Below are 13,827 nucleotides of genomic sequence, written 5' to 3'. Positions count from 1 at the left end.
GCGCCCCACGGGCTGGCCGCCGGTCAGGCGCGGTATCCGACGACCGTCATCATTCCTGCCTCCGAGTGATAGACGTTGTGGCAGTGGAGCATCCACAGGCCCGGGTTGTCGGCATCGAAGTCCACCGTCAGGGTGCCGTTCGGCAGGATGACCGCGGTGTCCTTGCGGGGGCCGTTCGGGGTGTTCGCCAGGGTGAAGGTGTGGCCGTGCAGGTGGAGCGGGTGCCACATCGCCGTCGAGTTGGCGAAGACCAGCCGGACGCGTTCACCCGCGCGGACCGGGTGGCGCTGGCCGGGCGAGTAGGGCTTCTTGTCGAAGGCCCAGTCGTACTTCGCCATGCCGCCCGTCAGTTGGATCCTGATCGTCCGGTCGGGCTTGCGGGAGCGGAGGGCGACCGACCGGGCCGCCCGCAGCTTGTCCGCCGTCAGGAGGCGGCCCTTCAGCTCCCCGGGGCGGACCGAGGGGCCGGGTGCCGCGCCGCCGCCCGTGCGCAGGACCGCGAGCGCCGCCGCCTTCTTGCCCTCGGCTGCCGCGGTCAGCGGGAACGCGCCGTCCTTGGCGGTGACCAGGACGTCATAGCGCTCGCCCATGCCGAGCAGCAGCGCGTCCGTCTTCGCGTGCTCCACCGGGAAGCCGTCCGTGTGCGTCACCGTCATCTCGTGGCCGCCGAGCGCCACCCGGAAGGCCGTGTCGCCGCCCGCGTTGATGATGCGCAGGCGGATGCGGTCACCGGGGCGGGCCCTGAAGGAGGAAGGGGCGTCCGGTGTACGGCCGTTGATCAGGTAGTGCGGGTAGGCCACGTCGCCCGCGTCGCCGCCGAGGAGGTCGCTCTTGGCGCCCATCATCATGCGGGAGGGTCCTGAAGGCGGTGAGGACGCCGAGGATGCCGAGGGGCCTGAGGACGCGGCTTCGGGCTCGGACATGTTCGACATGTCGTGGCCGCCCGTGCCGTGGCCGCCCATGTCGTCGTCGCCCATGTCGTGGTCGCTCATGCCCTTGCTGAGCTCGGCGAGCACACCGTCCGGTGTCGAGCCGTCCACCCCGTCGACCCAGTCGTCCAGGACGACGACCCACTCCTTGTCGTACTTCAGGGGCTCCTTGGGGTCCTCGACGATCAGTGGCGCGTACAGGCCGCGGTCCTGCTGTGTGCCCGAGTGGGGATGGAACCAGTACGTCCCCGGGTGCGGCACCGCGAAGCGGTAGGTGAAGTCGGCGCCGGGCTTGATCGCCTTCTGGGTGAGGCCGGGGACGCCGTCCATGTCGTTGCGCAGCGCCAGGCCGTGCCAGTGCAGGGACGTGGCCCGGGGGAGATGGTTGGCGAGCGTGAGGGCGAGGGTGTCGCCCGCGGTGACGCGGACCTCCCTGCCGGGCAGCCGGTCGCCGTACGCCCAGGTCTTGACGCTGCGGCCGCCGAGGTCGACCTCGGTCGTCGTGGCCGTGAGCTTCACCTCGCGGACCGTGCCGCTGCCTGCTCGCTTCTTTTCCGCGGCGGCGACTTCCTTGCCGGACGGGTCGACATAGCCCTCGGGGCTGCCCTGGGGCTCGGAGCCGCTGCCGTGTCCGGCGTGTCCCGAAGAACCGGAACCGGAGCCGGAACAGGCCGCCAGGAGCCCCGAACCGGCGACGGCGGTCGCGGCGCCGAGCAGGGCGCGGCGGGAAGGGAAGCGCAGGGGGTGTTGATCGCCTCGGAGTTGATTGCGCATGGCTGAGTACACCTCGTCGTGGTGGTGCGTGCAGATGGGCGCATCTGCTGCTTCTGATACACCGCTCGACGCCGGTGGTTCCCACCAGGGGCCCCATCGGTTCGCGGGCAGCGAAGCAGCCGGTGCGTCGGCCTAAATGCGCAGCACCGAGAGGCGGGACAGGAGTATGCGGGGCGGCGGCGGGTTGGGCCGCAGGCCGTCGAGCAGCCGGGCGAGCGGCCGCACGGCGACGGCGAAGCCGCCGGGCCGCAGCAGGCCCGCCTTGAGCAGCAGGACGAGGGTGAGGGCGGCGAGGACGGCCAGGCATACGGAGAGCGGGTCCATCCCGCCGGTTCCGGCGGCTCCGCTGTCGGCGCTCGCGTCCGCGGGGGCTGCCGTGTCCGGTGCCGGGTGGGCCGCGCTCATCTCATGCTGACCGGCGGCCTGTTCGCTTGCGTGGCTCACCGACTGGCTCGTCGACTGGCTCACCGTCTGGCTCGTCGACTGGCTCACCGTCTGGCTCACTGACTGGCTCGTCGAATGGCTCGCGGTGTGGCTCGTCGCGGTGCTCGCGGAGTGCCCCGTGGGGTGGCCCAGCGTATGCATCGTCACGATGCCGAAGAGCAGGGCGGCGAGCAGCAGGAGCTGCCTGCCGTTCGCTGATCTCTCCGTTGCCACCATTGGCGGAACCTTACCCCGGCCGGGTATCCGACGACGTGCGGCCCCCCGGTGCCGGACCGATCATGACCCCATGGCGAATACGGATAAACCGGTACAGACGGCATCGGCGGTCGCGGGTGGCGCCGTGAGCGGTGCCGCGAGTGGCGTCGCGCGTGTCGGGTCCGTCGCGAGCGTCGGGTCCGTCGCGAGTGTCGGGCCCGTCGTGAGCCGGACCGGATCCGGCCCCCGCAACGCCGTCGCGCTCCTGCTCGTGCTCGGCGCCGTCGCCTACAGCGCGTGGCTCGGCGAAGCCTTCCTCGGGACGGGGCTCTCGCCGGTGAGCTCGTACGTCAGTGAACTCGCCGCCCTGGACCAGCCGTACGGCACGCTGTTCCGCACGACCGACCTGACCGCCGGGCTGCTCGTCCTCGCGGGCGCCGCGGGCGCGCTGCGGTGGCTGCCGCGCCGGCGGGGGACGGTGCTGGGGTGGGCGGGGATCGCGCTGTACGGGGCGGCCACCGTGATCGACTCCCGGCTGCCGATGAGCTGCGCGCCGACCGCCGACGCGGTCTGCGAGGCGAGCGAGCGGGCGGGGCTCCTGCCCCTGGCGCACGCGGCGCACGTGGTGAGCAGCAGTGTCGCGGTGACGGGGGCGCTTGCGGGGATGGTGGCGCTGACGCTCGCGGCGCGGTGGTACGGGACCCTGCCGTCCCTCGTCAGCCCCCTCTGCCTGCTCCTCGTCCTCCTCGAACTGGCCGCCACCGTCTGGACCCTGGCCGCCATCGCCGCGTTCGACGCGGGGTACGGCACGTGGGCGCTCGGGATGGGGCAGCGGTTGCAGGTGCTGCTCATCGCGGCCTGGGTGGGGCTGCTCGCGAGTGAGGTGGCGCGACGCGGATGACATTCGTACGGCTCGGGGCCGGGGGAGTGCCGCACCACGTGGAGGTGACGGGGAGCGGGCCGGTGTGTGTGCTGAGCGCGGGGCTCGGGCTCGCGTGGTTCGACTGGGACCCGGTGGTGGAGCTCCTGGCCCCGTGGCGGACGGTGGTCCGCTTCGACCGGCCGGGGGCGGGACTGAGCGGGCACGCGCGCGTGGCGCCCACGCTCGCGGGTGAGGCCGAGCGGATCGCGCGGGTCCTGGACGCGGTGGGCATCCCCGGCCCGGCCACCGTGGTCGGACACTCGCTCGCCGGTTTCCATTGCGAGGCGTTCGCCCGCCTCTTCCCCGCGCGTACGGCGGGCCTGGTCCTGGCCGACTCCAGCGTCGAGGAACGGCCGGGGGTGCGGGTTCCGCGAGGGGTGCGGGTGGGGGCGGCGGTGGCGTGCGGGGCGGTACTGGCCGGGGCGGGGCTGCCGCGCGCGTTCGGCCCTGCCTTGCGGAGGGCGGCGGTACGGGGGGACGCGGCGCGGGCGGACGAGGTACGGCGGGTCTACGGGGCGAGCCGGGTGCTGCGGGGTGCGCTCCTGGAGTACGCCACGTACGGCGACGTGGCGGTCGAACTAGCCGACCTCCGCCGGGATTTCCCCCTGCGGGGGCGGCTCCCGGTGACGGTACTGGCGGCGTATGCGGGGGGAGGGACGGCGTGGCTCACCCGTCAGCGCAAGCTCGCCGCATCACTCGAAGCGGCCTTCCACGTGGCCCACCCCTCGGGCCACCTCCTGATACGGGACGCGCCTCGGTCAGTGGCAGAGACGATCCTCACCACGCCGCGCTGAAGCGCCCGCCGCTCCGCGCCGAATCTCCCCCTGCTCGGGAGCGTCGCCGACTGCCGGTGCTCTCCCTACCCGCCGCTGCGCGGCGAACCTTCCCCACCCACCCACCCGATCACCCGGCATCGGGTCCTGCTCGGGTGCGTCGCCGACTGCCGGTGCTCTCCCTGCCCGCCGCTTCGCGGCGAACTTTTCCCGCCCACCCACCCGATTGCCCCGCAGCAGATTCACACCGCCCAGCCGCCCGGTCACCCCGCAGCGGAATCAGCCCGCCCACCCACCCACCGGTTGAGCGGGGCACCTCGCAGCTGCCGGGTAATCGGGTGGGTGGGTGGGAGACATCCGCCGCGAAGCGGCGGTTCAGGGGATACCGCCGGGCAACCGGGATGCAGCGTCCCCCCGGCCCGGGGATACCGCCGGGTTGCAGAGGAACGCCGCCCCCCCGGCCCGGGGACACCGCCGGGTCACTGTGAAAGTGGCGTCGCTGCGGGCTCGCCCGAAGCCACCGGGCTAGGACCGGCTCCCCCGGAGCCCCCGTACACTCTCCCGGATCACGATGTGCGTCCCCAGGAGATGCCTCTCCTGGCCCGATCGAGGCGCCCCCGCCAGAGCAAGGCGGACCGCCGTGCGGCCCATCTCCTCCGCGGGGATGTGCACGGTCGTGAGGCCGGGGGTGATGTCCGCGGCCACCGGATCGTCGTTGTAGCCGACCACCGAGATGTCCTCGGGCACCCGAAGCCCGTGCTCCCGCAGCGCGATCACCGTGGCCGCCGCCACCCTGTCGTCACCCGCGAACACCGCCGTGAAGTCGGGGCGTCCGTCCGCCTTCTTGAGGAGGTCCATGATCGCCTCGTAACCGTGGTTCTGCCCGAACCCGATGCCGTGCAGGATCGCCTCCTCGCGCGGCACCCCGTGATCGGCGAGGGCCCGCAGGTACCCGGCGACACGGGCCTCGCCCGTGGTGTGGCCGGGCTGGTAGCCGATCAGGGCTATCTTGCGGTGGCCCGCCCCGAGGAGATGGCTCGTGATCGCGTACGCGCCCGCCTCGTTGTCGTACTCGACGACCAGCGCGGGAACGTCCGGCGCGGGCGCGGGCCGCCCGCACAGGACGAGCCGGGAGCCCGCCGCCGCGAGCGCCTCCGCGTACCGCGCCATCCGCTCGCGGTACTCGTCGTCCTCGATGACACCACCCACGAGCACCACCGCCTCCGCGGCCTGCTCGCGCATCATCTGGACCAGGGCCAGCTCACGGGCCGGGTCGCTGTTCGTCGACGAGACGAGGGTGAGCCTGCCCCGCTGGGCCGCCTCCATCTCCACGCCCTGCGCCACATGTGCGTAGAAGGAGCTCACCACGTCGAACATGAGCACCGCGATCGTCTTGCGGCCCGCGCCCGCCAACGCGCGCGCGTGCGCGTTGGCGACGTAGTCGAGGTCCTTGACGGCCCGCAGCACCTTCGCCCGCGACGCCGTCGACGTCGGATAGTTGCCCGCCAGGACCCGGGAGACGGTCGCGACCGAGACGCCCGCCCGCGCCGCCACATCGCGGATGGTGACCCGCTCGCCCACTGTGTCTCCTCAAGTCCTCGGCCCGTCACGTACAAGTAGCAGAATCCGGGGCGGGGTTGCCCCCACGGCAGCCTGTCCGCAGCCTGCCCCGGACCCATCATCCCGCGCCCGCACGCATCCCGCGCCCGCCGGGATCAGTGCGCCGCTTCGTACTCCTTCGCGAACTCCTCGCGCGATTTCTCGCCGCCCTGCGCCTGCCACTTCTTGTAGACGGCGTCCCAGTCGGACAGCTTCTTGCGGCCCGAGACGATCGCCGTGACGCCGTCCTCGACGATCTGCTGCATGGACGCGCCCTGCCGGTTGTACGTGTCCGACATCAGGCCCCAGTGGTCGTCGCGCACGAGGTTCGGGACGACCGCCTTCTCCCACGTGTGCAGCCGCTTGGTCAGGTCGGCGAAGCCGGGGAAGTACAGCGGCTGCGGTGCGTCCATCACATACGCGAAGGGGAGATTCGTTCTGTTCTCCACCAGGCCCAGCGACGTAGGAATCGGGTCGCCGTTCTTGTCGTACTCGAAGTGCGTGCCCTCGACGCCCGAGTGCATCAGCTCGTACTCCTTGGAGCCGAACGGCGACGCCAGCCAGTCCAGGACCCGCAGCATCAGCTTGACGCGGTCCTTGGACGCCTTCTTGATGACGGTGTAGCCGAAACAGCCGCGGTTCTGCTGGTAGACCGGCGTCGCACCGTCGACCACGTACGGCACGGCGGCGTCCAGTGTGAACTCGTCCTTGATGCCCTGTGCGTTGGAGATGGCCGCGCCCCAGCCGTCCGTCATCGAGCGGACCGTGCCGTTGTAGAACTGCGTCTTGAGGTCGACCTGCGAGATCGAGGTGGCGTCGGAGTTGTACGAGCCCGCCTTGCGCATCTTGGACATGTACTCCAGGGCGGCCCTGAACTCGTCGGTCCCGAACATGTCGGTGACCTTGCCGTTCTTGATCTGCCACTGGTTCGGCGCCCCGTGCCACATCGCGTGGTAGAGGTAGCCGAAGAAGCCGACCGACGAGGCGCCGAGCGCGGACTTCTTGTTCCGGGAGGCCTCGCGCGCCATCGACTGGAAGTCGGCCGCCGCCATGCCCGGCTTGTAGCCCGCCTTGTCGAAGGCCTCACGGTTGATGAACATCGCGCCCTGCACCTTGGCGCGCTCGATCGGCAGCCCGTAGATGCGGCCGGAGACGCGGCCCATGCCCTCCCAGGCGTACGTGGGGATGTTGGCGAGGTTCGGGTAGTCCTTGACGGCGTCCCCGGAGAGGTGGTCCGAGAGGTCCTCGCAGCGCGACTTCACGAACTGCGACTCGCGCGGCAGGACGTAACCGCCACCGAAGTTGATCATGTCGGGCAGGTCGTCGCCCGACATCAGCGTGGACATCTTGGAGCGGAAGTCCGCGTCCGGGACCACGGAGAACTCGACCTCGACGCCGAGGGCCTCGTTCATCGCCTGCCAGAACTTGTTCGATCCGACCGGCTTCGGCGGGGTGCCGTAGGTGATGGTCATGACCTTGATCTTCTGCTTGCCGTTGCCCGGCTTCTCGGCCGTCGCCTGCACCAGCTTCCCGGGGTACTTGGTGAAGCCGGGCTGTACGCCCTCGGTCGTGGGCGCGAGGTCGGGCGTGGGGCCCTTGGCGGGCGTGTACGTCGGCCAGGGCGCCGCCTTCTTGTTGGCGTTGCTGACCGAACCGCCGGAGCCGGAGCCGGTGGAGCAGGCGGTGAGCAGGGAGGGGGCCGCGACCGCGGCCCCGCCGACGGCTATGGAGCGCAGCAGCGTACGGCGCGACATCGAGGAACCGGACACAGTGACAACCTTTCAAAACCACGGGAATTGGCTCAGCTCACGAGGAACTGGCTCAGCTCTTGATGGCGCCGGTGAGCACGCCCTTGGTGAAGTACTTCTGGAGGAAGGGGTAGACGATCAGGATCGGCACGGTGGCGATCACCAGGACGGCCATCTGCATCGTCTGCGGGGCCGAGACGTTCGCCGCGTCGCTGAGCCCGGTGTCCGCGATCTGCGAGCCGCCCATGACGTAGGTGCGCAGGACCTGCTGGAGCGGCCAGTGGTCGGACTCCAGATAGATCGAGGCATGGAACCAGGCGTTCCAGTAGCTCACCGCGTAGAAGAGGCCGACCACCGCGAGGGCCGCCTTGGAGAGCGGGAGCACGACCCGCCACAGGATCTGCCAGTCGTTCGCGCCGTCGAGCCGCGCGGCCTCGAACAACTCCTCGGGAACGCCCTGGAAGAAGCCCCGCAGGACGACCAGATTGAAGACGTTGATGAGGACGGGGACGATCAGAGCGCTATAGCTCTCCAGCATTCCCATGCCCTTGACCAGCAGGAACGCGGGGATCATGCCGGGCGGGAAGAGGAAGGTGAACAGGACGACCAGCAGGATCGGCTTCCCGCCGTACACCTTGGGGCGGCTCAGCGCGTACGCCAGGAACGTGGTGCACGCCAGCGAGGCGAGGGTGCCGATGATCGTGATGCCGGCGCTGACCCCGAGCGCCTTGGTGACGATGCCGCCCTCGAAGACCTGCTCGTAGGCGCGCAGGGTCGGGTGCGTGGGCCACAGGACCCAGCCGCCGTTGGCGATGACCTCGCGGTTCGACGCGAACGACGTCGAGACGATGACCAGGAACGGCACGAAGACCATGACCAGGATGGTGACGATCGCCAGGGCCTTGGCCACCCGGGTGACCGGCTTGGGCTTCTCCATCCAGGAGGGGCGTGGGGGGCGTCCGGCCCGTATCGCGGCGGTTTTCGTGCTCACTTGTAGACCCCCTGCTCGCCGAGGCGATGGGCGACCTTGTTGGCCGCGAAGACGAGAATCGCGCCGACCACGCCCTTGAACAGGCCCGCCGCCGCGGCGTATCCGGTGTCGCCGCCGACGATGCCCTGCCAGAAGACGAAGGTGTCGAGCACCTCACCGGCCTCGGGTCCCACCGACTGCCGTTGCAGCAGCATCTGTTCGAAGCCGACGGAGAGAATGTCGCCGAGCCGCATGATCAGGAGCAGGATGACGACCGGCCGGATGGACGGCAGCGTCACGTGCCAGAAGCGGCGCCAGGGGCCCGCCCCGTCGATGGCGGCGGCCTCGTACTGCTGCTCGTCCACCTGCATCAGCGCGGCGAGGAAGATGATCGTGCCCCAGCCCGCGTCCTTCCAGACGACCTGCGCGACGACGAGCGCGGGGTACGCGTCCGGGTTGCCGATGATGTCGACGGAGTGCAGACCCGCCTGCCCGAGCACGGAGTTGAGGAGGCCGGTGTCGGCGAGCACCTGCTGGAACAGGGCGACGACGATGACCCACGACAGGAAGTGCGGGAGATAGACCACGGACTGCACGAAGCGCCGCGTCAGGTCCGAGGTCAGGCTGTGCAGGAGCAGGGCGAGGCCGAGCGGGACCGGGAAGAAGAAGACGAGCTGGAGCACCGCGAGGAAGAGCGTGTTCCAGGTCGCGTGCCAGAACTCCGGGTCGCCGAACATCCGGTCGAAGTTCTCGAAGCCGACCCAGGGGCTGGCCCAGAGGCCGTCGAAGGGGACGTACTCCTTGAACGCGACGGCGTTCCCGATGAACGCGCCGTAGTGGAACACCAGGAAGTACGCGACCCCCGGCACCATGAGCAGCAACAGGACTCGCGAGGAGCGAAACCGTTTCCATCGCTCATCACGCTTTACTTTGTTGCCATTTGGCAGGATTTCGCGTTCGCCGGGCGGCTTCACCGCCTCGGTTTCCGTCCGGTCCTTCGTCACCGCTGACACGGCAGCCCCTCCGTCGTCGGAACAAGGTGACCGGAATCTAAAGCGGTTACTAACGCCGGTCAACCCCCCTGACCCCGCGATCTCTTGACCGCCGTCCCGACTTCGGCCTAGCCTCCAGGCGCTGTTGGGTAACCGGTTACTACGAGGGATGGTCACGCGTGGCAGACCAGGCAGAGTTGCAGAGCGCACCGATCAGTACGCCGGTCGGTGAGCCGGTCAGTGAGCCGGTCGGTGCGTCGGCCAGTACGTCGGTCAGTGCGCCGGTCCGTCGGCCGAGAGCCGCGCTCGCCATGAGCGCGGACGTGGCGGAGCGGGTGTTCGCCCCCGACATCCGCGAACGGCTCGCCCGCGGCGTGGAATTGGCGCCCGGCCTGCTCAGCGGCTCCCTCACCGGCACCGACGCGCGTGCGGTGCTCGCCGAAGCGGAGATCCTGGTCACCGGCTGGAACTGCCCGCCGGTCACGGCCGACGTCCTCGCCCACGCGCCCCGGCTGCGGGCCCTCGTGCATGCCGCGGGATCGGTGAAACCCGTGGTGACGGACGCGCTGTGGGACCGGGGCGTGGTGGTCTCCTCGGCGGCCGACGCGAACGCGGGGCCCGTCGTGGCCTACACGCTCGCCGCGATCACCTTCGCGGCGAAGGGCGCCCTTTCGGCCGCGGCGGGCTACTCCTCCGGGTGGCCGCCCTTCACCGAACGGACGGGCGCCGACGCCCGCACCGTCGGCATCATCGGGGCCTCCCGCATCGGCCGCGGGGTCATGGCCGGGCTGCGCGCCTCCGACGCGGGCATGCGGGTGCTGCTCACCGACCCCTACGTCAGCCGGGAGGAGGCGGCGGGGCTCGGCGTGGAGCTGGTCGACCTGCCGGAGCTGTGCCGGCGCAGCTCGATCGTCAGCGTCCACGCGCCCCAACTCCCCGAGACGCGGGGCATGGTGAGCGAGGAGATGCTGCGGCTGATCCCGGACGGCGGCACCGTCATCAACACGGCGCGGGGCTCACTGGTCGACACGCGAGCGCTGGCCCGCGAGTGCGGGGCGGGGCGCCTGGACGCGTTCCTGGACGTGACGGACCCCGAGCCCCTGCCACCCGGTCACCCCCTACTGACCCTGCCGAACGTCCTGGTCACCCCGCATGTGGCGGGGGCGCAGGGGAGCGAGGTGCGGCGGCTGGGGGAGTACGCGGTGGGGGAGGTGGAGAGGTTCGTGCGGGGGGAGGAGCTGCGGGGGCGTTTGCTGAGGGAGGAGCTGCCGCGGATGGCGTGAACGGGCTCCGCCCCGTACACCGGTCGTCAGGCGCCGGGCGGCTGACAGAACTCGCCGGACCCGCGGGGAACTGTCAGCCCGTCCGGCGTGTGAGGACGAGCTCGGCGCAGCCGGCGATGACGGCACCGCAAAGCCCCGTGCCTACGGTTTCGCGCCCCGCGCCTTCAGCAGATCCGTCATCAGCTCGATCTCCGACTCCTGCGAAGCCACCATGCCCCGCGCGAGCCGCACCTCGGCCCCCACCTCACACCGGTCCACGCACCCCTCGGCCATATGGACCCCGCCCTTGTGGTGCTTGATCATCAGCTGGAGATAGCGCACCTCCGCGGCCCGCCCGTCCAGCTTCCCGAGCTTCTTCAGCTCGGTGTTCGTCGCCATCCCCGGCATCAGCGCGCCGTCCTCGCCCGGCGGCATGTCCCCCATGCCCATCCACTCCATCGGCGCACTCTCCGGCACCTTCGGCAGCTCCCACAGGTCGAGCCAGCCGAGCAGCATGCCCCGCTGGTTCGCCTGCGTCTGGGCGATGTCGTACGCGAGGCGGCGGATCTCCTCGTCCTTCGTGCGGTCGCGCACGATGTACGACATCTCCACGGCCTGCTGGTGATGCGTGGCCATGTCCCTGGCGAAGCCCGCGTCGGCCGACTCCGTGGACGGGACGGAAGCGCCGGACGAGCCGCTCGACGAGGCGACCGCGACCGTGATCCCGCCGCCGGCCACCACCACGGCGGCCACGGCGCCCACGGCCCAGCAGGTGCGCCGCCTCACTGGGACTTGCCGCCCGTGCAGGCGGCGCCCGGCTCAGGGGTCTGCTTGCCCTGCACGTACTTCGAGAAGAAGGAGCCCACCTTCGGGTCGTCCGCGCCGGTCACCGTGCGCTGGTGGCCCCAGGCCGACAGCATGACCGGGTCCTTCTGGTCCTTGACGGGGCTCATCAGCGAGTACGGGGTCTGCTTGACCTTCTGCTCCAGCTTCTTCAGGTCGGCGGGCTTCGCCTTGTCGTTGTACGTCACCCAGACCGCGCCGTGCTCCAGGGAGTGCACGGCGTTGCGCTCGGGGAGCTCGTCCTTGTAGACGTCGCCGTTGCAGTTCATCCAGACCTGGTCGTGGTCGCCGCCCACCGGCGGGGTCATCGAGTAGCTGACGTCCTTGGTGACGTGCGTGCGGCCCAGCTTCTTGGCGTCCCAGACCTTCTCGCCGTCCGCGGTCGTCTTGAACGTCGGCGCGGAGTTCCCGTCGGATGCCGTGTCGGAGTCCTCGCCCTTCTGGAAGAGGACGACACCGCCGACGACGAGCGCGGCGACCACCACCGCGCTCAGGGTGATCGTGATGACACGCCCCCGGCGGTCGCGTGCGCGCTCGGCCCTGCGCATCTCCTCTATTCGGGCCTTGCGGGATGCGGTGCTCGACTTCTTGGCGGAACCCATGATGTGTCCTTCGGCGGTGACGACGTAAAGGGCGGGACGCGCGTGGCAGAACATGCGGAACAAGGTGGAGCGGTTCGCTGATCGTAATGGGCGAGCCGGGCGGGCTGTAGGGGTAGTCGAAGCCGCCCGCTGTTACGGGCGCGCCGATCAGCAGGCACTATGGGCACAGGGCGGCACATGGCCCGCAACGCGCTCGAAACCGTGTGGTGGGATGCTCATGTGCCCCGATGTGTCCCCGAACGCAAGAACGGCCCGAACGCAGCGGGGACGCAGGCGGCCTGACCAGCAAGGATGGGTGGAAGCGGAAGATGGACAAGCAGCAGGAATTCGTGCTCCGGACTCTGGAGGAGCGCGACATCCGGTTCGTACGCCTGTGGTTCACGGATGTCCTCGGCTTCCTGAAATCGGTCGCGGTGGCTCCCGCGGAGCTGGAGCAGGCCTTCGACGAAGGCATCGGCTTCGACGGCTCGGCGATCGAGGGATTCGCCCGGGTGTACGAGTCGGACATGATTGCCAAGCCGGACCCGTCGACGTTCCAGGTCCTGCCCTGGCGCGCGGAGGCCCCCGGCACCGCCCGCATGTTCTGCGACATCCTGATGCCCGACGGCTCCCCGTCCTTCGCGGACCCGCGCTATGTCCTCAAGCGCGCCCTGGCCAAGACCTCCGACCTCGGGTTCACCTTCTACACCCACCCCGAGATCGAGTTCTTCCTCCTGAAGGACAAGCCGCTGGACGGCTCGCGGCCCACCCCCGCCGACAACTCCGGCTACTTCGACCACACCCCGCAGAACGTCGGGATGGACTTCCGCCGCCAGGCGATCACGATGCTCGAATCCATGGGCATCTCGGTCGAGTTCAGCCACCACGAGGGTGCGCCGGGCCAGCAGGAGATCGACCTCCGTTACGCGGACGCGCTCTCCACCGCCGACAACATCATGACGTTCCGCCTGGTCATGAAGCAGGTCGCGCTGGAGCAGGGGGTCAATGCGACCTTCATGCCGAAGCCGTTCTCCGAGCACCCCGGCTCGGGCATGCACACGCACCTTTCCCTCTTCGAGGGCGACCGCAACGCCTTCTACGAGTCCGGCTCCGAGTACCAGCTCTCCAAGGTCGGCCGCTCCTTCATCGCGGGCCTCCTGCGGCACGCCGCCGAGATCTCCGCGGTCACCAACCAGTGGGTGAACTCCTACAAGCGCATCTGGGGCGGCTCGGAGCGCACGGCAGGCGCGGGCGGCGAGGCACCCTCGTACATCTGCTGGGGCCACAACAACCGCAGCGCGCTCATCCGCGTGCCCATGTACAAGCCCGGCAAGACCGGCTCCGCCCGGGTGGAGGTCCGCTCGATCGACTCGGGCGCGAACCCGTACCTGACGTACGCGGTCCTGCTCGCCGCGGGCCTCAAGGGCATCGAGGAGGGCTACGAACTCCCGCCGGGCGCCGACGACGACGTCTGGGCCCTGAGCGATGCCGAGCGCCGCGCGATGGGCATCGAGCCGCTTCCCCAGAACCTGGGGGAGGCGATTGCTCTGATGGAGCGGTCGGAACTGGTCGCCGAGACGCTCGGCGAGCACGTCTACGACTTCTTCCTGCGCAACAAGAAGCAGGAGTGGGAGGAGTACCGCAGCGAGGTCACGGCGTTCGAGCTGCGGAAGAACCTGCCCGTGCTTTAGTCGCAGGTCAGAGCACTTCTCGCGCACTTACCGGAGAGGTCCCACGGTCAGCGACCGTGGGACCTCTCGGCTGTCTGACTGCGACTGGGCCGTCTGTGGGCCGT

12 protein-coding genes are annotated in these 13,827 nt (G+C 70.2%); 4 read left to right on the top strand and 8 right to left on the bottom strand.

Annotated features, from left to right (window positions below; all coding sequences use genetic code 11):
• Window positions 1–23 precede the first annotated feature (23 nt).
• Window positions 24–1,703 (bottom strand): multicopper oxidase family protein, encoded by a 1,680-nt coding sequence (locus ABZ906_RS15840; RefSeq protein ID WP_361382309.1) that lies wholly within the window; start codon window positions 1,701–1,703, stop codon window positions 24–26.
• 132 nt (window positions 1,704–1,835) lie between these two features.
• Window positions 1,836–2,363, bottom strand: a complete 528-nt coding sequence (locus tag ABZ906_RS15835; protein ID WP_361382306.1) for a hypothetical protein — start codon at window positions 2,361–2,363, stop codon at window positions 1,836–1,838.
• Between the two features lie 70 nt (window positions 2,364–2,433).
• Here ABZ906_RS15835 and ABZ906_RS15830 point away from each other — a divergent pair, with 70 nt between their 5' ends.
• Both ABZ906_RS15830 and ABZ906_RS15825 read left to right on the top strand, forming a co-directional pair.
• Window positions 2,434–3,243: a DUF998 domain-containing protein gene (locus ABZ906_RS15830; protein WP_361382303.1), complete on the top strand. Its 810-nt coding sequence runs from the start codon at window positions 2,434–2,436 to the stop codon at window positions 3,241–3,243.
• A complete protein-coding gene (locus ABZ906_RS15825) occupies window positions 3,240–4,058 on the top strand; it encodes an alpha/beta hydrolase (RefSeq protein WP_361382300.1) in 819 nt (272 codons plus the stop codon). The genes ABZ906_RS15830 and ABZ906_RS15825 overlap by 4 nt, the downstream gene beginning before the upstream one ends.
• Before the next feature lie 504 nt (window positions 4,059–4,562).
• Here the strand turns inward: ABZ906_RS15825 and ABZ906_RS15820 are convergent.
• From ABZ906_RS15820 to ABZ906_RS15805, 4 genes are all read right to left on the bottom strand, one after another.
• Entirely contained in the window at window positions 4,563–5,618 is a 1,056-nt protein-coding gene (locus tag ABZ906_RS15820; protein WP_361200865.1) for a LacI family DNA-binding transcriptional regulator, read from the bottom strand.
• Between the two features lie 134 nt (window positions 5,619–5,752).
• Complete coding sequence (locus tag ABZ906_RS15815) at window positions 5,753–7,390, bottom strand: extracellular solute-binding protein (protein WP_361382297.1); 1,638 nt, start codon at window positions 7,388–7,390, stop codon at window positions 5,753–5,755.
• 67 nt (window positions 7,391–7,457) lie between these two features.
• Window positions 7,458–8,321, bottom strand: coding sequence for a carbohydrate ABC transporter permease (locus tag ABZ906_RS15810; protein WP_361200881.1), 864 nt, complete (start codon window positions 8,319–8,321; stop codon window positions 7,458–7,460).
• A 50-nt stretch (window positions 8,322–8,371) separates the two neighbouring features.
• Window positions 8,372–9,226: an ABC transporter permease subunit gene (locus tag ABZ906_RS15805; RefSeq protein WP_361200869.1), complete on the bottom strand. Its 855-nt coding sequence runs from the start codon at window positions 9,224–9,226 to the stop codon at window positions 8,372–8,374.
• A gap of 431 nt (window positions 9,227–9,657) precedes the next feature.
• Here ABZ906_RS15805 and ABZ906_RS15800 point away from each other — a divergent pair, with 431 nt between their 5' ends.
• Window positions 9,658–10,629: a hydroxyacid dehydrogenase gene (locus ABZ906_RS15800; RefSeq protein ID WP_361383196.1), complete on the top strand. Its 972-nt coding sequence runs from the start codon at window positions 9,658–9,660 to the stop codon at window positions 10,627–10,629.
• Between the two features lie 141 nt (window positions 10,630–10,770).
• Here ABZ906_RS15800 and ABZ906_RS15795 read toward each other — a convergent pair whose 3' ends face one another.
• Window positions 10,771–11,370 carry a DUF305 domain-containing protein gene (locus ABZ906_RS15795; protein ID WP_361200871.1) on the bottom strand — a complete coding sequence of 200 codons (600 nt, stop codon included), beginning with the start codon at window positions 11,368–11,370 and terminating at the stop codon, window positions 10,771–10,773.
• A gap of 20 nt (window positions 11,371–11,390) precedes the next feature.
• A complete protein-coding gene (locus tag ABZ906_RS15790; protein WP_361200873.1) occupies window positions 11,391–12,053 on the bottom strand; it encodes a DUF3105 domain-containing protein in 663 nt (220 codons plus the stop codon).
• Window positions 12,054–12,361: 308 nt separating this feature from the next.
• Between ABZ906_RS15790 and ABZ906_RS15785 the strand changes: the two genes are divergently transcribed.
• The gene (locus tag ABZ906_RS15785; protein ID WP_361200875.1) at window positions 12,362–13,723 is read left to right on the top strand and encodes a glutamine synthetase family protein; all 1,362 of its coding nucleotides are present in this window, start codon (window positions 12,362–12,364) and stop codon (window positions 13,721–13,723) included.
• Window positions 13,724–13,827 lie beyond the last annotated feature (104 nt).

The organism is Streptomyces sp. NPDC046925 (genome assembly GCF_040644915.1).
Lineage (GTDB): Bacteria > Actinomycetota > Actinomycetes > Streptomycetales > Streptomycetaceae > Streptomyces.
The sequence above is the reverse complement of the archived record's forward strand: the minus strand, read 5'-3'. Positions and strand labels throughout refer to the sequence as shown.